The sequence below is a fragment of the Flavobacterium mekongense genome, from assembly GCF_047038255.1.
Lineage (GTDB): Bacteria > Bacteroidota > Bacteroidia > Flavobacteriales > Flavobacteriaceae > Flavobacterium > Flavobacterium mekongense.
On sequence record NZ_CP174374.1, the window covers coordinates 2427574 to 2447070 of the forward strand.

Annotated in this window: 14 protein-coding genes and 3 tRNA genes; 6 read left to right on the top strand and 11 right to left on the bottom strand. The window is 39.2% G+C overall.

The features are described 5' to 3' along the window. Positions 1 to 18: 18 nt before the first annotated feature. The gene (locus ACJG85_RS10520) at positions 19 to 3444 is read right to left on the bottom strand and encodes a methylmalonyl-CoA mutase family protein (protein ID WP_412476374.1); all 3426 of its coding nucleotides are present in this window, start codon (positions 3442 to 3444) and stop codon (positions 19 to 21) included. Between the two features lie 150 nt (positions 3445 to 3594). Next, entirely contained in the window at positions 3595 to 5124 is a 1530-nt protein-coding gene (locus tag ACJG85_RS10525; RefSeq protein WP_412476375.1) for a T9SS type A sorting domain-containing protein, read from the bottom strand. A 328-nt stretch (positions 5125 to 5452) separates the two neighbouring features. On the opposite strand from ACJG85_RS10525, the gene ACJG85_RS10530 reads away from it, so the two are divergent. After that, positions 5453 to 6190: a DUF4197 domain-containing protein gene (locus tag ACJG85_RS10530; protein WP_412464028.1), complete on the top strand. Its 738-nt coding sequence runs from the start codon at positions 5453 to 5455 to the stop codon at positions 6188 to 6190. Positions 6191 to 6341: 151 nt separating this feature from the next. On the opposite strand, the gene ACJG85_RS10535 is transcribed toward ACJG85_RS10530, so the two are convergent. The 3 genes from ACJG85_RS10535 to prfA form a co-directional block, all read right to left on the bottom strand. Further along, positions 6342 to 7151, bottom strand: a complete 810-nt coding sequence (locus ACJG85_RS10535; protein ID WP_412476376.1) for an ABC transporter substrate-binding protein — start codon at positions 7149 to 7151, stop codon at positions 6342 to 6344. A gap of 17 nt (positions 7152 to 7168) precedes the next feature. After that, on the bottom strand, positions 7169 to 7987 hold the full coding sequence (pyrF, locus tag ACJG85_RS10540; protein WP_412476377.1) for an orotidine-5'-phosphate decarboxylase: 819 nt from the start codon (positions 7985 to 7987) through the stop codon (positions 7169 to 7171). A gap of 202 nt (positions 7988 to 8189) precedes the next feature. Next, the gene (gene prfA, locus ACJG85_RS10545) at positions 8190 to 9263 is read right to left on the bottom strand and encodes a peptide chain release factor 1 (protein ID WP_295333031.1); all 1074 of its coding nucleotides are present in this window, start codon (positions 9261 to 9263) and stop codon (positions 8190 to 8192) included. Positions 9264 to 9482: 219 nt separating this feature from the next. Here prfA and ACJG85_RS10550 point away from each other — a divergent pair, with 219 nt between their 5' ends. The 3 genes from ACJG85_RS10550 to ACJG85_RS10560 all read left to right on the top strand — a co-directional run bounded on the left by ACJG85_RS10550 (position 9483) and on the right by ACJG85_RS10560 (position 13504). Further along, positions 9483 to 9959, top strand: coding sequence for a DUF6265 family protein (locus ACJG85_RS10550; RefSeq protein WP_412476378.1), 477 nt, complete (start codon positions 9483 to 9485; stop codon positions 9957 to 9959). A gap of 178 nt (positions 9960 to 10137) precedes the next feature. Next, positions 10138 to 12288 carry a TonB-dependent siderophore receptor gene (locus ACJG85_RS10555; RefSeq protein ID WP_412476379.1) on the top strand — a complete coding sequence of 717 codons (2151 nt, stop codon included), beginning with the start codon at positions 10138 to 10140 and terminating at the stop codon, positions 12286 to 12288. Between the two features lie 73 nt (positions 12289 to 12361). Continuing rightward, positions 12362 to 13504: a PepSY-associated TM helix domain-containing protein gene (locus ACJG85_RS10560; protein ID WP_412476380.1), complete on the top strand. Its 1143-nt coding sequence runs from the start codon at positions 12362 to 12364 to the stop codon at positions 13502 to 13504. Here ACJG85_RS10560 and ACJG85_RS10565 read toward each other — a convergent pair. Both ACJG85_RS10565 and ACJG85_RS10570 read right to left on the bottom strand, forming a co-directional pair. Next, positions 13501 to 13863 (bottom strand): DUF983 domain-containing protein, encoded by a 363-nt coding sequence (locus ACJG85_RS10565; RefSeq protein WP_412464034.1) that lies wholly within the window; start codon positions 13861 to 13863, stop codon positions 13501 to 13503. The two genes, ACJG85_RS10560 and ACJG85_RS10565, sit on opposite strands and share 4 nt — an antisense overlap. A 90-nt stretch (positions 13864 to 13953) precedes the next feature. After that, positions 13954 to 15417: an aminoacyl-histidine dipeptidase gene (locus ACJG85_RS10570; RefSeq protein WP_412476381.1), complete on the bottom strand. Its 1464-nt coding sequence runs from the start codon at positions 15415 to 15417 to the stop codon at positions 13954 to 13956. 173 nt (positions 15418 to 15590) lie between these two features. Between ACJG85_RS10570 and ACJG85_RS10575 the strand changes: the two genes are divergently transcribed. Next, on the top strand, positions 15591 to 16646 hold the full coding sequence (locus ACJG85_RS10575) for a DUF3810 domain-containing protein (RefSeq protein WP_412476382.1): 1056 nt from the start codon (positions 15591 to 15593) through the stop codon (positions 16644 to 16646). Here ACJG85_RS10575 and ACJG85_RS10580 read toward each other — a convergent pair whose 3' ends face one another. The 4 genes from ACJG85_RS10580 to ACJG85_RS10595 form a co-directional block, all read right to left on the bottom strand. Beyond that, the gene (locus tag ACJG85_RS10580; RefSeq protein ID WP_412476383.1) at positions 16647 to 17219 is read right to left on the bottom strand and encodes a sigma-70 family RNA polymerase sigma factor; all 573 of its coding nucleotides are present in this window, start codon (positions 17217 to 17219) and stop codon (positions 16647 to 16649) included. A gap of 494 nt (positions 17220 to 17713) precedes the next feature. Next, a tRNA-Arg gene (locus ACJG85_RS10585) sits at positions 17714 to 17787 on the bottom strand. Positions 17788 to 17813: 26 nt separating this feature from the next. Further along, positions 17814 to 17888, bottom strand: a tRNA-Pro gene (locus tag ACJG85_RS10590). Positions 17889 to 17892: 4 nt separating this feature from the next. Beyond that, positions 17893 to 17976: transfer RNA gene (locus tag ACJG85_RS10595), tRNA-Ser, on the bottom strand. Between the two features lie 284 nt (positions 17977 to 18260). Between ACJG85_RS10595 and ACJG85_RS10600 the strand changes: the two genes are divergently transcribed. Then, positions 18261 to 19439, top strand: a complete 1179-nt coding sequence (locus ACJG85_RS10600; RefSeq protein WP_409677816.1) for an acetyl-CoA C-acyltransferase — start codon at positions 18261 to 18263, stop codon at positions 19437 to 19439. The last annotated feature ends 58 nt before the right edge of the window (positions 19440 to 19497 follow it).

Consider the following 19497-nt stretch of genomic DNA (forward strand, 5'->3'; position numbering starts at 1 on the left):
TTATAATTCTAATTCAGCTTACATATTGCGTCGGTACTGACCGCCCACTTCAAACAAAGCGGAAGTAATTTGTCCTAACGAACAATACTTTGTGGCTTCCATTAATTTTTCAAAAATATTCTTGTTATTGATGGCAGCCTCTTGCAAGCTTTGCAATTGTTCTGCTTCCTTGCCCGCATGTGCTTGGTGAAGGTTATGCAACGTACTAATTTGGAATTGCTTTTCTTCCTCTGTAGCGCGAATCACTTCAGCCGGAATTACGGTTGGCGATCCTTTGGAACTCAAGAACGTATTCACCCCTATAATTGGGAATTCTCCTGTATGTTTCAAGGTTTCGTAGTACAAACTTTCTTCCTGAATTTTACTTCTTTGGTACATGGTTTCCATAGCGCCTAAAACACCACCGCGTTCTGTGATACGGTCGAATTCCTGTAACACAGCTTCTTCCACCAAATCTGTCAGTTCTTCAATGATAAAGGAACCTTGAATTGGATTTTCATTCTTAGCCAATCCTAATTCTTTGTTGATAATCAGCTGAATGGCCATCGCTCTGCGCACTGATTCTTCCGTTGGCGTGGTAATGGCTTCGTCGTAAGCATTGGTATGCAGCGAATTACAGTTGTCGTAAATGGCATACAAGGCTTGTAACGTGGTACGAATGTCGTTAAAGTCAATTTCCTGCGCGTGTAACGAACGACCCGAAGTTTGAATATGATATTTCAACATTTGCGCTCTCTCGTTAGCACCGTATTTGTTTTTCATGGCTTTCGCCCAAATTTTACGAGCTACGCGACCAATCACGGCGTATTCCGGATCGATTCCGTTCGAGAAGAAGAACGACAAATTCGGACCGAAATCGTTGATGTTCATGCCGCGACTTAGGTAATATTCCACATAAGTGAAACCGTTAGCCAAGGTGAAAGCCAATTGCGTAATTGGGTTCGCTCCTGCTTCGGCAATGTGGTAACCGGAAATCGAAACCGAGTAAAAATTGCGGACATTCTTTTGGATGAAATATTCCTGAACGTCGCCCATCAAACGCAGTGCAAACTCGGTAGAGAAAATACAAGTGTTTTGCGCTTGGTCTTCTTTTAAAATATCGGCTTGAACCGTACCGCGAACTTGCGTCAAAGTTTTGATTTTAATGTCGTCATACACTTCTTTTGGCAACACTTGGTCACCGGTTACGCCTAACAACATCAAGCCTAAACCATTATTTCCTTGTGGCAATTCGCCGTTATATCTTGGTCTTGGTAAACCTTTCTTCTTGTAGATTTCTTTGATTTTTTCTTCAACTTCTACTTGAAGGTTATTTTCAATGATGTATTTTTCACAGTTTTGATCGATAGCCGCGTTCATGAAGAAGCCTAACAGCATTGGCGCCGGACCGTTAATCGTCATAGACACCGAAGTCATAGGGTGACTCAAATCGAAACCGGAATACAATTTCTTGGCGTCGTCTAAACAACAAATCGAAACGCCGGCATTACCTATTTTACCGTAAATATCCGGACGCAAATCAGGATCGTTTCCGTACAAGGTAACCGAGTCAAAAGCCGTTGACAAACGCTTGGCCGGCATACCTAAAGATACGTAATGAAAACGACGGTTGGTGCGTTCAGGTCCGCCTTCTCCGGCAAACATACGCGTTGGATCTTCGCCTTCTCTTTTAAACGGATACAAACCGGAAGCAAACGGGAATTCACCCGGTACATTTTCTTGTAAATTCCATTTTAAAATATCGCCCCAAGCTTGGTATTTAGGCAAAGCCACTTTCGGGATTTGAGAATGTGATAAGCTTTCGGTATGCGTTTGAATTTTGATTTCTTTGTCGCGGACTTTAAAGCTGTAAACCGGATTTTTATATTTATTGACTTTGTCGTTCCATGTGTGGATAATTTCCCAATTGAACGGATCTAAGTTCATTTTAACGCGGTCGAATTCTTTCAACAATAAGTTTAGAAACTCTTTGTTATCTTCATTGAAATTCAAACTGTTAACTTCAATTCCAGACTTGTCAATTTGCAGTTGCTTTTTGGCCACACTTTCAATGGTTTTGTAGATACCGTATAGCTTTTGAGCCACTTCCACTTGCGTTAAAACTGTCTCGTCGTACTTGCGATTGTTCTCGGCTATCTCGGATAAATATCTTGTTCTGTGTGGCGGAATAACAAATATCTTCTCACTCATTTCGCGAGTGATTTCGAAAGTCGATTGTAAATCGGCGCCCGTTTTCTCTACAATTTTATCCATGATTTTTTTGTAGAGTGTATTCATGCCCGGATCATTAAACTGAGAAGCAATGGTTCCGATAACCGGCATATCATCGGGATTGACATCCCATAAATTATGGTTGCGTTGGTATTGTTTTTTTACATCGCGAATCGCATCCAAAGCACCGCGTTTGTCGAATTTGTTAATCGCTACCAAATCGGCAAAATCCAACATATCGATTTTCTCCAATTGGGTTGCAGCCCCAAACTCAGGTGTCATCACATATAGTGAAACATCGGAATGCTCTAAAATCTCTGTATCACTTTGTCCGATACCCGAAGTTTCTAAAATAATGATGTCGTATTTCGCCGCTTTTAATACCTGAATGGCTTCGTTGACATATTTAGACAAAGCCAAATTTGACTGACGAGTAGCCAACGAACGCATATAAACTCTTGGATTATTGATGGCATTCATCCGAATTCTGTCGCCCAACAAAGCGCCTCCGGTTTTTCTTTTGGATGGATCGACCGAAATTAACCCGATGGTTTTCTCCGGGAAATCAATTAAAAATCGGCGTACCAATTCATCCACTAAGGATGATTTTCCGGCTCCACCGGTTCCGGTAATTCCCAGAACAGGAATTTGAGTCGTTTCATTTTTCTTATGGATGGCATCGAGTGTTTCTTTAGCTACTTCAGGAAAATTTTCTGCCGAAGAAATCACACGGGCAATCGCCGTAGGATTCTTTTCCTCTAAGTGATTGATTTCACCGTTGAGTTCGTTACCAACCGGAAAATCGGCTTGTTTTACCAAGTCGTTAATCATGCCTTGCAATCCCATAGCGCGACCGTCATCCGGCGAATAAATTCGGGTAATACCGTATTCGTGCAATTCTGAAATCTCAGAAGGCAATATTACACCACCACCACCACCAAAAATTTTGATGTGTCCGGCGCCTTTTTCTTTCAACAAATCGTACATGTATTTAAAGTACTCATTGTGACCGCCTTGATACGAAGTCATCGCAATCGCATTAGCATCTTCCTGAATAGCAGTGTTAACGACTTCTTCCACGCTACGGTCGTGACCTAAATGTATTACTTCTACACCGGTGGCTTGGATAATACGACGCATAATGTTGATGGCGGCATCATGACCATCGAAAAGGGAAGCTGCAGTAACAATTCTTACTTTATTTTTAGGAATATAGGGCTGTTCTTGAACCATTGTTAAATAAGTGTCTGTTTTGAGGGTGCAATTTACAGAAAAATTAGGAACTTGGGTTTTTGAATTTTGGTAGTTTTCAAAAAAAAATACCTCCTAATAACAGAGGCATTTTATGTTTTTTTTTATAAAATATTGAACAATGTTTGAGTTTTATTCCTTGATAATTTTATGTGTAATGGAGTTTCCGTTTTCGCTTTCTACTCTAACAAAATAAATTCCGTTTTGCAAACTGCTGATATTGACAGACGAATTGGTACTGGTTGTGTTCAAAACTGTTTTACCCATAAAATCAGTAATTAAAACATTTTTTACGGTTATACCCTCGATTTTAAAGATATTTGTTGTAGGATTAGGATAGAGTTTTACATTATTTTGATTAAAAGTGCTAACCTCGAGTGCTTCAGAAGCAAGTTTCACTATCCAATAATCATCACCGCTATTTCCTGTAACGTCTCCATCATTTGAATTTGCATATCCTCCAATTACGAATCCTCCATCGGCTGTTTGGATAGCACTATAGGCATAATCCCACTCTGAACCTCCCAAAGATTTTTGCCATTGTTTAGAACCTGTAGAATTTATTTTGACTACCCAATAATCTGTACCATCATGGTTTCCAGTTACATCTCCATCATTTGAATCTGAACTTCCGGCAATAAAGTAGCCTCCATCGACAGTTTTAACTATACTAAATGCTTGATCATCATTTGAACCTCCTAAGGATTTTTGCCATTGTATAACACCAGTAGAATTCAATTTAATAATCCAGTAATCATCACCACCTTGGTTTACAGTTACATCACCATTATTAGAACTTGAAGTACCGGCAACTACGTACCCTCCATCATTAGTTTGAATAATACTATAAGCCTCATCATTATTTGTTCCGCCCAACGCTTTTTGCCATTGTACAGCCCCTGAGGATGTTAACTTGACAACCCAATAATCTCCACTGCCTTGGTTCCCTGTTATATCTCCGTTATTTGATGTGCTGAATCCAGCCACCATATATCCCCCATCTGACGTATTAATTATACTGTGGGCTTCCTCAAATGCTGAGCCTCCAATAGCCTTCTGCCACTCAATAACTCCCAATGAAGATAATTTTACAATCCAAAAATCACTATTTCCATGATTTCCTGTAATATCACCATTATTAGACTTAGAATAACCTACTATAACGTACCCCCCATCTGTAGATTGAACAACACTTTTTGCCTGTTCATTACCTGTTCCACCGAGAGATTTTTGCCATTGAATAGTTCCTGTTGATGATAATTTCACAACCCAATAATCCTCTACACCATGATTACCTGTAACATCGCCATTATTTGAATTTGAAAATCCAACCACAATATATCCACCATCGGATGTTTGAATTATACTCTGAGCCTCTTCAAAACCAGTTCCTCCCAAAGACTTCTGCCACTGCAATACTCCTCCTGATGATAATTTAACAATCCAAAAATCTCCAGATCCGTGATTCCCCGTCACAATACCATTATTTGAGGAACATGAACCTGCAGCAATATAACCTCCATCAGCAGTCTGAATAACACTATATGCGTGATCTCCACCATTAGTACCTCCTAGAGATTTTTGCCATTGAATAGTTGGGGCTGTTTGGGCTAAAATCATTGTCGTAAACAATAAAAAAAATGATTTTAAAAGTTTTTTCATAATGGATAAAGATTAGCAGTTAAAATTAAAATAATTAAATTTAGGAATTTATATCAAACTTAACCAAAATTATCAAAAAAAATATTACAAATTTAAACGAACTTATTTTTATTCAATCACATCAAAGTTAATCGATGATTAATTTTATCTAACAGAACAATGATTTCAAGAAAAATAGGAGTAAAACTTAACTGAATTTTATCAGTCAAATTGAAATTCAAAAGTAATTTGAATGTTTTTTTTCAAAAATTTCTACTATATAATATAATCAAGCTTTAACTATAAATCGGCACGAAGATTGCTTACTTTTGAAAAAAAGAAACCGCTTATGAAAACAAAAGTCGCGCTACTCCTACTCGTTCCGTTTTTAGGAATGTCACAAATTAAAGCCTTAGACAATTTAAAAAATAAATTACCCGTTAAAAACACTCCTAAAAGTTTGAGTTCATTAACATCCACCGATATTTCCAAAGGGTTGAAAGAAGCTTTGAATAAAGGCATTGAGAAGCAAGTGAGTAAGTTAACCGCAACCGACGGCTTTTACAAAAACGAATTGGTGAAAATTTTACTCCCGGAAGAATTACAAAAAGTAGACAAAACACTCCGCAAAATGGGCATGAGCGATTTGGCTGATGAAGGTATTTTACTCTTGAATCGCGCTGCTGAAGAAGCCGTAAAAGAATCGACGCCGATATTTGTAGACGCCGTTAAGAACATGAGTTTTACCGATGCCAAAAACATTTTGATGGGCAATGAAAATGCGGCTACTACTTATTTACAATCTACAACGACTACTCCGCTATATGCCAAATTCAGTCCGGTAATTCAAAGTTCGTTAGCCAAAGTAGGCGCTGATAAAGTCTGGGCCAACATCATCAAAAAGTACAACAGTATTCCGTTGGTTACCAAGATTAATCCCGATCTGACAGATTACACGACTAACAAAGCCTTACAAGGTGTGTTTACAATGATTGCCATAGAAGAGAAAGACATTAGAACGCAATTAAGTGCCAGAACTTCTCCATTATTGAAGAAAGTATTTGCGCTACAAGACAAAAAACCTTAATTTTTTAGAAATCAATAACATAAGAATAACAAAACCTTAACACAGCAACTTGAAATCGAGGCTTATCTTTGTAACGTAATAAGATTGGTTTTTTATTATTTGGTTAGGTTAGTTAAAAAATGCCGGTGCTTGGGAAAGCATCGGCTTTTTTTTATGCTAATTTTTGATGTAGTTTTTTAAAGTAATCAAAGGCTTTGACTAAGCGACTGCCATACCAAGAGAACATTTCGCCATCCACAAAAAACGTTTTGGCGTGATGCGTAAATCGGCCTAATTCAAAGGCGTGTTCATCTTTAAAAGGAAACGGTTCCGAAGACAACAAGACCAAATCGGGATCACCTTCTAAACGAATTTTCTTGATTTCCACTTCCGGATATCTGCCGGTAACATTAGGATTGTTTTCGTAGATGTTTTGGAATTTATTCAGACGCAACATTTCGTTGATAAAGGTATCGCCACCAGCTACCATATAAGGATTCGCCCAAATAAAGTAAGCCGCTTTGTATGTAGGTTGGCCTTGAATGAAGTGCTCAAAATCAAGATGGGCAAACTGAATTTTATCAATCCATTTTTGCGCTTCAGTTCTTTTGTTGAACAACTGCCCAAAATCAGCTATCATTTTATTATTGTCTTCTAAAGTAATGATGTTGGTAACCCAAACCGGACAAATCTCGGTCAATTGTTGCACTATCTCAAGCGTATTCTCTTCTTTATTGGCAATGATGATATCCGGTTGGAGCAATCGTATTTTTTCAACATGCACATTTTTAGTTCCGCCAATGATTTTTTTGGTCGATTTGAAATGAAACGGATGCACACAAAATTTTGTAATTCCGACAATACTCTCTTCCAAACCCAAATCGTATAACAATTCGGTTAGCGATGGCACTAAAGAAACGATTCGCTTAGGTGTAGTTTCGAAAGTATGAGAAGTGCCGAGTTGATCAATAAAGGTTTTCATGGTTGTTTGACTGAGATTTACAAAGTCTTTAAAATTCCTTCCATTTCCTGTTGCAATAGCAATGCTTCTTCCCTGGCCTTTTCGGCAAAATCAGTACCGTTAGAAGCGTAAATGATCGCTCTGGAAGAGTTGATTAATAAACCTATCTCTTCGTTCATTCCGTATTTGCAAACCTCTGAAAGACTGCCGCCTTGCACTCCTACACCGGGAACCAATAAAAAATTGTTCGGTACAATTTTACGGATTTCCGCAAAATATTCGGCTTTGGTGGCGCCTACTACATACATCAAATTCTGACTGTTTTTCCAAGTTTTTGATGTTTTGATTACCTTTTGATACAAAGCGTCATGACCTACATTTTGCGTTTGAAAATCAAAGGCACCTTCGTTGGAAGTCAGCGCTAACAATATGGTGTGTTTGTTTTCGAAAGCTAAAAAAGGTTCAACACTGTCTTTGCCCATATAAGGCGCAACCGTTACACTGTCGAAGTTCAAATCTTCCAAAAAGGCTTTGGCGTACATGGTAGATGTATTCCCTATATCGCCGCGTTTGGCATCGGCTATGGTGAAGATTTCAGGATAGTTTTCGTTGATATAGTTGATGGTTTTTTGGAGCGATGTCCAGCCTTTTAATCCGTGGGCTTCATAGAAAGCCATATTGGGTTTATAGGAAACACATAAATCGTGCGTAGCGTCGATAATGGCTTTGTTGAATTCGAAAATCGGATCTTCCAGCGTTAATAAGTGCGATGGTATTTTGTGTAAATCGACGTCCAAACCTATACAGAGAAAGGACTTTTTGTTTTGAATTTGTTGGATGAGTTGTGTTGTTGTCATTATAGTTAGTTTGTATGTAAAGTTCGCAAAGTTTTTGCAATATTAGTTGTAAAAAATCACCCAAGCCCTCCGATAGTTAGCTCTTTAGCCCCGATGGGAGCAGCTACCTTGTAGCGCGGACAGCGGGAATTGCCATACCCGATAAAGCCCGAGCCATTCGCTTCTAACATAAAAAAAGCCTCAATGAATGAGGCCCGGTATCTTAGAAAACTTCGCTTTCTTTTAATTTTTCGGTGTTGGCTACCAACTGTAACTCGTCAATCATTTTTTGAAGGTTACCGTTCATAAAGCCGTCCAGGTCGAAAATGCTCAATCCGATTCGGTGGTCCGTAATTCTGCCTTGCGCATAATTGTAGGTGCGAATTTTAGCCGAACGGTCGCCGCTGCTTACCTGAGAATTACGCTTTTTAGCATCTTCCTCTTGCTTTTTGGCCAATTCCATTTCGTACAAACGCGAACGCAATACCGTTAAGGCTTTGTCTTTGTTTTTATGCTGTGATTTTTCATCCTGACATTGGGCTACCAATCCGGTAGGAATGTGCGTCATACGAACGGCCGATTTGGTCGTATTTACCGATTGTCCGCCCGGTCCTGAGGAACAGAAAAAGTCGATTCGCACATCATTCATGTCGATTTGCACGTCGAACTCTTCAGCTTCCGGCAACACCATCACTGTAGCTGCCGAGGTATGCACTCTTCCTTGGGTTTCCGTTTGCGGTACACGTTGCACGCGGTGTACACCGGCTTCGAATTTTAAAGTACCGTAAACATCTTCTCCGGTCACTTCAAAAATAACCTCTTTAAAACCGCCCGAAGTTCCTTCGTTCATGTCGACTACCGAAGTTCTCCAACCTTTGCTTTCACAGTATTTGGTGTACATACGATACAAGTCACCCGCAAAAATGGAAGCTTCATCACCACCGGTTCCGGCACGGATTTCCACCATCACGTTCTTGGCATCTTCCGGATCTTTCGGGATAAGCATGAACTTGATTTCTTCTTCCAATTGCGGCAAACGCTCTTTGGCTTCATCCAACTGCATTTTGGCCATTTCTACCATTTCGGCATCCGAGCCATCGGCAATAATTTCGTTGGCTTCTTCGATATTTCCGGTCACATTGATCAGCTCCTCACGTTTATCCATAAGGGCTTTCAAGGTTTTGTATTCCTGATTTAACTGTACGTAACGCTTTTGATCGGCAATTACATCGGGCTGAATAATCAAATCCGAAATCTCGTCGAAGCGCTGTTTTACATATTGTAATCTCTCTAACATTGTTGCAGTTTTCTTTTAAAAGTGTGCAAATTTAGGCAAAATAAAGCAATAAATTTTATTTTTTTTGGAGCTGTCTCCTGCTGTACGCTGCAATCTTTTTGCCACAACGTTGAACCATAAGCGTTGCAACATTACCAATGGCAAAAAGGATTTTCGCTACCATCAGGGCTAGTGACTGTTGCGTTTTTTTTTGTACTATTGCAATACAAATGCACTATTATGAAAAAATCAATCCTTATTATAACTATTATTGTATTCGGTTCCTGCCAAAACAAATCCGACAAACAATTTGAAAAACTCGAAAAGATGAGTTGGCTCATTGGCCAATGGGAAAATACTACTCCGGAAGGTTATTTAACCGAAACCTGGATCAAAACCAATGACAGTACTTTTTCGGGGCAAACCTATTTTATCATCAATAAAAAAGACACGGTACACAACGAAAGTATAGTGTTGACACAAGTTAATGATGACTTGGTGTATCGCCCAACTGTAAAGGGACAAAACAACGACGAAGCCGTTGATTTTAAACTCACTTCAGAAGCAGAAAACAACTTTACTTTCGAAAATCCGAAACACGATTATCCTCAAAAAATTGTCTACAAAAAAGTCAACGAAAAGTCATTAGTGGCCACAATTTCAGGAAAACAACAAGGCAAACCAAGTACCGAAAGCTATCCGATGCAAAAGAAATAACCCTGTAATTCTCAATAAATCTCATCAAATCTCGCCTAAGCCGCGAGATTTTTTTATGTCTAAACGTAAGTAAATCAATTCGATAAAAAATATTATTTATATTTAGTCTAAATAAATTTTTTTATTTATTTCTGTATTTATAGATTTGCAATATTATTTTAATTTAATCTAAATAAGAATGAAAATCATAGCAACCCTAACTACGGCTTTTTTAGTGTCGATGGCTGCTTTTGGACAAGAAACCAAAAAAGATACCATCAATGCTTTAAAAGAAGTTGAAATCAACAACAACAAATACAAGTACAAAAGAGAAAAAAGTACTACAGTATCCAAAATGCCACTCAACAACATCGAGAATCCGCAAGTGTACAATACCGTTACGAGCGAATTACTGAAAGAGCAAGTAGTGACCAACTTTAACGACGCCTTGAAAAACGCTACCGGAGTAACGCGTCTATGGGAATCTACCGGTCGTGGTGGCGATGGTGCCGAGTTTTATTCCATGAGAGGATTTTCGGTACAGCCCACTATGGTAAACGGATTGCCGGGCATCAATAACGGTAGTATCGACCCAATTAATGTCGACAATATTGAAGTTATCAAAGGTCCATCGGGAACCTTATTTGGCAGCAGTTTAATTTCATACGGCGGTTTAATCAACATCGTAACCAAAAAACCGCACCAAAACTTCAGTGGTGAAATCGGATACAATGCCGGAACTTACGGTATGGATCGCATCACAGCCGATGTGAATGTGCCGCTCAATAAAGACGTTGCAGTGCGAATCACTTCGGCATACCAAAACGAAAACTCTTTTCAAGATGCCGGATTTTCTAAATCGCTTTTCGTAGCGCCATCCTTAAGTTACAAGGTAAACGATAAGTTATCATTTTTAATTAATACGGAATTCACTAACAGAACTTCGGCTAATGCTCCCATGATTTTCTTGAGTCGTTATTCGCCTTTGTCGTTCAATTCAATCGACTTATTCGAACAGAATTATAAAAAATCATACACTTCAAACGAATTGACTATCAGCAATCCGACCTTCAACTTACAAGCGCAAATGCTTTACAAATTGTCAGACAACTGGACCTCGCAAACCGTTTTATCCAGAAGCAACAGCAAAACCAATGGCTATTATTCCTATTTGTGGGATTCGGCTAATGGTGACGAGTTCACGCGTTTTATCTCTAAACGAAACGGACAAACCCTTGCTACGGATATCCAACAAAACTTTATCGGAGATTTCAAAATCGGTAACCTCAGAAACCGCATGGTTATCGGTATCGATTATTACGCCCAAAACATCCTAAACGCCAGTAATAACTGGGTGGGCGCCGGAACGATTTCTTTGGTAAACCAAACTGATTCGGGTGCAGCCAATTTAACCCAAGCCGGTATCGACAACTTATTAGCCGGCACTTTCGAACCCAATTCGGATACCGAATCGCAAGTGGTGAGTGCTTATGTATCGGATGTTATCAATATTACCAATAAACTATCGGTAATGGCGAGTTTGCGTGTAGATGAATTCAGAGGAAAAACTTCAGCTTATGCCGCTGAGGAAGTGAAAAGTCAGATTGCGGTTTCCCCAAAATTCGGAGCCGTATACCAAATTATTGAAAACAAAGTGTCGGTTTTCGGGAATTACATGAATGGTTTTAAAAATATCGAACCCGGACAAAGAGCTGACGGTCCAACCAATACCGTAGCCGCAACTTTCGATCCGGAACAAGCCAACCAATACGAATTCGGATTAAAAACCAACTTGTACAAAGACATTATTTCGGCTTCCTTGAGCTACTACGACATCAACGTTAAAAATCGACTAATGGCTGACGCTACCAACCCGAATGCTTCTGTACAAGGCGGCGAAGTGGAAAGCAAAGGTGTTGAATTAAGCGTAACGGTAAACCCGATTAAAGGTTTCAACATCATTGGTGGTTACAGTTACAACGACAGCGAAGTGACTAAAGACAATACCGATAGCGGCTATTTAGGCTTGCGTCCGGAAGAAGCCGGTCCGAAAACCTTAGTGAATTTGTGGGCGAATTACTTCTTTACCGAAGGAAAATTGAAAGGTTTCGGTTTGGGTATTGGTGGTAACCATGCGAGCGAGCACAAAACCCTGAACAGAGCCAATATCGGGACTTTTGCCTTACCGGATTACACTATCTTGAACTCGGCGCTATCCTATAACAACGATAAATTTAACATTACTTTAAAAGTGAACAATTTGTTCAACGAAAAATATTATACCGGTTGGTCAACCGTTACGCCTCAACGTTTGAGAAGTTTAACTGCCGGATTAACGTATAAATTTTAATCCCTATTAAAATTTGGTTTTTGTTTGTTTAATGGAACTCCTCATTTCGGTGAGGAGTTTTTAATCTTAGTCAATGAAAAAAGTAGGCTTTAAAAAAATCATCAGAAATATCCATCTTTGGTTAGGATTGGCTTCCGGCAGTATTGTTTTTATCATCGCCATTACAGGCTGTTTGTACGCTTTTCAAGAAGAAATTCAGAACATCACAGAAACCTATCGCTTTGTGGAAAAACAAAACAAAGCTTTCCTCCTACCTTCTGAATTAGAAAAAATAGCCCGTGCCGAATTGCCGCAGCAATCGCTCCACGCCATCAAATACAATGGTCAAAGTCAGTCGGCAGAAGCCATTTTTTTCAGTCACGACGACCAAAACAAACTAAACGATTATTACAACATCATTTACCTCAATCCGTATACGGGAGAAATTTTGGAAGTCGCCGATATGTATTCGGGCTTTTTCCGTTGGGTTTTGGACGGTCATTTTTACCTCTGGCTACCGCATGAAATCGGGCAAACGGTTATTGCTTCGGCAACCTTAATCTTTCTGTTAATGTTAATTACAGGCTTGATTCTTTGGTATCCCAAAAACAAAAAAGCCGCCAAACAACGCTTTTGGTTTCGTTGGAAAGACGGGATAAAATGGAAACGTAAAAACTACGATTTGCACAATATTACCGGATTTTACGTAATGGCTATCGCTTTGATATTTGCCATTACAGGATTGGTTTGGGGATTTCCTTGGTTTGCTTACGGCTATTACACTTTAATTGGTGGCGAAAAATCATTGGTCTATGAAGATCCTATATCCCAAAAAGAAATCTCAGTTTCTGCCATTGAGAAACCGCTGGATAAAGTGTGGTTCCTCATGCAAAAAGACTATCCCAATGCCCAATCGATAGAAGTCCATCCGCCGGAAACCGATTCGAGCTCAATAGCCGCCAACGCTAACTTGGACAAAGGCACTTATTGGAAAACCGACTATCGTTATTTCGATCAATACACTTTAAAAGAAAAAGAAGTCAAACACATTTACGGAAAGTTAGCTAACGCTACAGCTTCCGATAAACTCATCCGAATGAATTACGACATTCATACCGGAGCTATATTGGGTTTACCCGGAAAAGTTTTTGCCTTTTTGATTAGTTTGTTGATTGCGAGTTTGCCAATTACAGGTTTCTTGATTTGGTATGGGAAACGAAATAAAAAACGAGATTAACGCGAATAATTTTTGAACAGATAAATCCAAATCATCCGCGACAATCGGATATTAAAACAACTGAGCAAAATAATTACAGTGGCAATAATCGGAATGATTCTCAAATCGAAGGTTTTGTCAAAAAACGGACTCGCAATAGCGTAAGTAATGATGCCTTGTCCTACGGTTAAACCGTAATTCACAAACATAGCGCCGAAAAAATAACCCGGTTCTTTTTCAAATTTAGTGTTACAATGACTGCAGTATTCGTTCATCCTCGGGAAACCCAAACTGAAGAAAAAACTCTTATCAGCAAACACTTTGCCTTTGTGGCAATTGGGACATTCGTTGCGAAAAATATGGTAGAGACTTTGGAGCATAATATAATTTTGGGCAAAGATAACAATAAAAAACCCGCTCATTTGTTGAACGGGTTTTTAATAATCTAATATTCTAAGATGTCTAACAATCTAATTTTTGGCAGGAATGTTAGCTAAAATCTCTAAAAAGAATTTCCAGAATTTTTGAGACGATTTAATCGAAGCTCTTTCATCCGGACTGTGCGCACCGTGAATCGTCGGCCCGAAAGAAATCATGTCCATTCCAGGGTAGTTAGTTCCTAAAATTCCACATTCCAATCCGGCGTGACAAGCCACTACATTGGGTTTGGTTCCGTTTTGTTTTTCGTAAATATCGACCAAAACTTTTAAGATTTCCGAATTTACATTCGGTGTCCAACCCGGATAGCTGCCGCCGAATTCAACTTCGCAACCAAACAATTCGTAAGCCGAACGCAAGCCATTAGCCAAATCCATTTTAGAACTTTCTACTGAGGAACGAGTCAAATTCTGGATAGAAATTTGTCCGTCTTTCACCACTACTCTGGCAATATTATTAGAAGTTTCCACCAAATCAGCCATGTCGGCACTCATACGGTATACGCCGTTATGCGCCGCATAAATCGAACGCAACAACCCTTCTTGCACGCCTAAATCCATCACTTTCGCCGGTAAATCGCTCTTTACAATTTCGATGGTTAAGTTAGGTTCTGTCGTTTTGAATTCGGTTTTGATATCGTTGATGATTTCTTGCATATCAAATACAAATGCCTCATCATACATACCGGCTACAATCACTTTGGCCACACTTTCACGCGGTATCGCATTGCGCAAACTACCGCCATTAATTTCAGCGATTTGCAATCCGAAGTTTTCAAATCCGTCAAACAAAAAACGGTTCATGATTTTGTTGGCATTCCCTAATCCTTTGTTGATATCCATACCGGAGTGACCGCCATTCAAGCCTTTCACAGTAATAGTGTAACCCACAGAACCTTCCGGAGTTTCTTCCTCATGATAAGTTCTGGTAGCCGTAACGTCGATACCACCGGCACAACCGATATCGATTTCATCGTCTTCTTCCGTATCTAAATTCAGTAGAATTTCTCCTTTTAAAATACCGGCTTTTAAGTTCAAAGCACCAGTCATTCCGGTTTCTTCATCTATGGTAAACAAGGCGTCAATAGCAGGATGCGGAATGTCTTTACTTTCTAAAATAGCCATAATAGCAGCTACACCCAAACCGTTGTCGGCTCCCAATGTAGTTCCTTTAGCGCGTACCCAATCGCCATCCGCATACATATCGATGCCTTGCGTTAAAAAGTCGAACTCGGTATCGTTATTTTTTTGATGCACCATATCCAAGTGACCTTGCAATACGATAGGTTTACGGTTTTCCATCCCGGGAGTAGCAGGTTTACGGATGATTACATTTCGGATATCATCTTCAAAAGTTTCTAATCCTAAACTGTTTCCGAAGTTTTTCATGAATTCTATGACGCGCTCTTCTTTTTTAGACGGACGCGGTACCGCATTTAAATCGGCAAACTTGTTCCAAAGGGCTTTAGGCTCTAAGTTTCTAATGTCTTGGCTCATTTTATTTTTAAGTTGCTAAGTTACTAAGTGGCTGAGTTTAGACTCGTCTTTAGCCGATAAATAACTAAGTTACTCAGCGACTCAGCGACTCAGTCACTCAGCTTGGCAAAGTTACAAAGTTTAACTACTTTAGAAATTGATTTGTGATTATATTTACATTTTAAAAAGATACTTTGAAACGAAAATATATACTGCCGTTGTTTTTGTTGATTCAGCTAATCCTGCTGAAAATATTAGCCTTTTTCCCGGAAACGGTGGAACGCTTCTACAGCAATGGCTTATATATTTGGCTTTCAAAATGTTCGCGTTTCTTATTGGGAAGAATTCCGTTTTCTGTTGGCGATATTGTTTACAGTTTTGTGGTTCTTTACGGCATCTATTGGCTGTATAAAAATCGGAAAATACCATGGAAAGTCAAGGTTTGGCCGCTATTGAGTTTTATTTCAGTGGCTTATTTTTTGTTTCATTTGCTTTGGGCATTCAATTACTATAGAGTACCGTTGTTCGAAAAAATGAAAATCAAAAGAGAATACACCGAACAAGAGTTGGTGGTGTTTACCGAAAATTTGATTACCAAAACAAATGCAATTCACATTGCTATAACCAATGACCGAGAAAAAAAAGTAACTAATCCATACAGTCAGGACAGCGTTTTTAAACTGACACAGAACGGTTACGATCAACTGGCGAAAGAACATCCTTATTTTGACTATAAAATCCCAAGCCAAAAAAAATCGCTTTTGAGTTTACCCTTAACTTACATGGGATTTAGCGGCTACTTGAATCCGTTTACCAACGAAGCTCAAGTTAACGACAAACTACCGATGTATGGTTTTCCGAATGTAGTTTGCCACGAAATGGCGCATCAAATTGGTTTTGGTAGCGAAAGCGAATGCAACTTCATTGGTTTTTTAGCCGGTGTTAAAAACGAAGATTTGTATTTTCAATACTCGGCTTTGTCCAATGCCTTACGCTATTGTATGTCGAACATAGGCATGAAAAACGAAAAGGAATTTGACCGTTTAAAGGTCAAAATCAATCCGGGGATTCTTAAAAATTATCGTGAAAGTGAAACCTTTTGGCAACAATACGACACTTTAATAGACAAAGCTTTCCATACTTTTTACGACCAATATTTAAAATCTAACCAACAAGAAGAAGGCATTGACAGTTACAGCAAGTTTGTGGATTTGTTGGTGAATTATTATAAAGGAAAGGCAATTCAGTAACTAGTGCTTTCCGCAAATACGGCAATCCTCTTTTTCCTGATGTTCCCCTACTAGGAAGCCTTTATCATTTAACCGGTAATGGCAACATTCCATGAAACCTTCCTGCAGCAATCTTCTTCCTCGTTGTATTCTGGATTTTACTGCAGGTAGTGTCATTTTTAGAATTTCAGCCACTTCAGCCTGCTTTTTTCCGTTAATTTCACTTTGAATCAAAGGTTCTCTATACAATTCCGGCAAATTTTTAATCATTGGCAATAAACAACTAATCGGACTGCGTTGCTCTTCTGTAGTAGCTTCTTCTGGCATATTGCCATCCAAAGACATGTTGGTAGGTTTTCCAAAATGATTCATAACTGTATTGTAAACAATACTAAAAATCCAAGAGCGTAAACTTTCTGTTTTTTGTACTTTTTCTAAATTAAGATGAACCTTAATAAATACTTCTTGCAGTAAATCATTAGTCAATTCCGAATCTTTGACTTTGCTTCTGATGTAGCGCTTTAATTCGGTTGAATAGCTATTCCAAACTTCTGCTGAAGTCAATGATGTTGGTATGTCTTTTGTTGTTTTCATACTGATTTTGGTAATTTTAAAGATACAAAACAAAACCCAACCCTTTTAGAGGTTGGGTTGCTTTTTATTTACAACTTTGACAGCTACAATTTGTACATTGACAGTTAACACAATTACATGTCCCGCCGTTAGCACACTCACAATTATTTGATTTTTTTGTTCTCATGATGATAAAATTTTAAATGTTTCTATCAGTAAGACCGGAAAAATTCGAAAAAGATGCAGGAATTGTGATTTTTATTTTCAGGGGCGAAGAAAATGAGCAATTCTGAGGGGTTTAGCAGTTAGGATTTTGCTGCGCAACATCCTTCAAAGCTACGCTTTGAAAATGAAACAACCCGAAAAAAATACTCAAGTAAACTTGGATATTAATCAGGGAAGAAATAGGATTTTGCTGCGCAACATCCTTCAAAGCTACGCTTTGAAAATGAAACAACCCGAAAAAAATACTCAAGCAAACTTGGATATTTTTTTCGGGTTGTTTCATTTATTCGTGATCTCAGAAGGATTCGAACCTTCGACCTACTGCTTAGAAGGCAGTTGCTCTATCCAGCTGAGCTATGAGACCCTGCAAAGAAAATGTCTTGAAAATTGTCGGGGTGGCAGGATTCGAACCTGCGACCTCCTGGTCCCAAACCAGGCGCGATAACCGGGCTACGCTACACCCCGAGAGCGGAGAGACAGGGACTCGAACCCTGGCGACGGTTACCCGTCGACAGATTAGCAATCTGCTCCGTTACCACTCCGGCACCTCTCCTATAATTTTCAATCTTGTAAAAGAACATTTTCTTTAAGCGGTTGCAAATGTAATTTATCATTCTATAATTTACAACTATTTCATTTCTTTTTTTAGCATTTAAACCAAATTATTCGTAAATAAGTTCACTATCAATATACTACAAGCACAAGATTTTTAGCAATAGCCATACAATAAAGATTTATTAGGCTTTCAATTCATTATTTTACAATAAAAGTTTAGCTTTGCAAGGCAAACACTCTAGGTAAAGTTCACGCTTGCCAAGAGACAAACAACTAAACATCATGAGTAAAAAAGTAGTTATCGTATCAGCTGTGAGAACACCCATTGGAAGTTTTATGGGAAGTTTATCTACTGTTACTGCAACACAATTAGGTGCCGCTGCCATCAAAGGCGCTTTAAATAAAATTAATTTAGACCCGAATTTAGTAGACGAAGTATTAATGGGTAATGTAGTACAAGCCGGTGTTGGTCAAGCTCCTGCCACACAAGCCGCTATCTTTGCCGGTTTACCTAATACGGTGCCCACTACTACTGTTAACAAAGTATGTGCTTCCGGTATGAAAGCCGTAATGCAAGGTGCGCAAGCCATTATGACCGGTGATGCGGAAATCGTGGTGGCCGGTGGTATGGAAAACATGAGTTTGATTCCACACTATGTACATTTAAGAAACGGAGTAAAATTCGGTCCAACCACTATGGTTGACGGTATGCAAAAAGACGGATTAACCGATGCTTACGACAACAATGCTATGGGGGTTTGTGCCGATTTGTGTGCTTCAGAATATGGTATTACCCGAGAAGAGCAAGATGCTTTTGCTATCCAATCTTACGAGCGTTCTGCTAAAGCTTGGGCGGAAGGTAAATTTGACAACGAAGTGGTTCCGGTAGAAATTCCGCAACGTCGAGGCGAGCCGATTGTATTTGCCAAAGACGAAGAATTCACCAACGTGAAATTAGATAAAATCCCGGCCTTAAACCCGGTGTTTACTAAAGACGGAACGGTAACCGCTGCCAATGCTTCTACCATTAATGACGGTGCTGCGGCTTTGGTGTTAATGAGCGAAGAGAAAGCACAAGCTTTAGGTTTAAAACCATTGGCTTATATCAAATCCTATGCTGATGCAGCTCAAGAACCGAAATGGTTTACCACTGCACCGGCCAAAGCCTTACCAAAAGCCTTAGACAAAGCCGGAATTTCGATAGCCGATGTTGACTTTTTCGAATTCAACGAAGCTTTCGCAGTGGTTGGTTTGGCTAATGCTAAAATCTTAGGCTTAGACAACAATAAAATCAATGTAAACGGTGGTGCTGTTTCTTTAGGACATCCACTGGGTTGTTCCGGAGCGAGAATCATAGTGACTTTGATTAACGTGTTGGAGCAAAACAATGCTAAAATTGGTGCAGCAGCCATCTGTAACGGTGGCGGTGGTGCTTCTGCCATAGTAATAGAAAGAATTTAAATTTAGGAATTTAGGGTTTAGGAATTAGGATTTATAATTCCTAAATCCTTGAATCCTT

Bases quoted from the DNA above. Each gene is read 5' to 3' on its own strand.
- pyrF (WP_412476377.1), bottom strand. From the start codon at position 7,987: ATGACAACAACACAACTCATCCAACAAATTCAAAACAAAAAGTCCTTT.
- ACJG85_RS10570 (WP_412476381.1), bottom strand. From the start codon at position 15,417: ATGAGCCAAGACATTAGAAACTTAGAGCCTAAAGCCCTTTGGAACAAG.
- ACJG85_RS10535 (WP_412476376.1), bottom strand. From the start codon at position 7,151: ATGAAAACCTTTATTGATCAACTCGGCACTTCTCATACTTTCGAAACT.
- ACJG85_RS10560 (WP_412476380.1), top strand. From the start codon at position 12,362: ATGAAAAAAGTAGGCTTTAAAAAAATCATCAGAAATATCCATCTTTGG.
- ACJG85_RS10600 (WP_409677816.1), top strand. From the start codon at position 18,261: ATGAGTAAAAAAGTAGTTATCGTATCAGCTGTGAGAACACCCATTGGA.
- ACJG85_RS10580 (WP_412476383.1), bottom strand. From the start codon at position 17,219: ATGAAAACAACAAAAGACATACCAACATCATTGACTTCAGCAGAAGTT.
- ACJG85_RS10525 (WP_412476375.1), bottom strand. From the start codon at position 5,124: ATGAAAAAACTTTTAAAATCATTTTTTTTATTGTTTACGACAATGATT.
- ACJG85_RS10555 (WP_412476379.1), top strand. From the start codon at position 10,138: ATGAAAATCATAGCAACCCTAACTACGGCTTTTTTAGTGTCGATGGCT.
- prfA (WP_295333031.1), bottom strand. From the start codon at position 9,263: ATGTTAGAGAGATTACAATATGTAAAACAGCGCTTCGACGAGATTTCG.
- ACJG85_RS10520 (WP_412476374.1), bottom strand. From the start codon at position 3,444: ATGGTTCAAGAACAGCCCTATATTCCTAAAAATAAAGTAAGAATTGTT.
- ACJG85_RS10565 (WP_412464034.1), bottom strand. From the start codon at position 13,863: ATGCTCCAAAGTCTCTACCATATTTTTCGCAACGAATGTCCCAATTGC.
- ACJG85_RS10550 (WP_412476378.1), top strand. From the start codon at position 9,483: ATGAAAAAATCAATCCTTATTATAACTATTATTGTATTCGGTTCCTGC.
- ACJG85_RS10530 (WP_412464028.1), top strand. From the start codon at position 5,453: ATGAAAACAAAAGTCGCGCTACTCCTACTCGTTCCGTTTTTAGGAATG.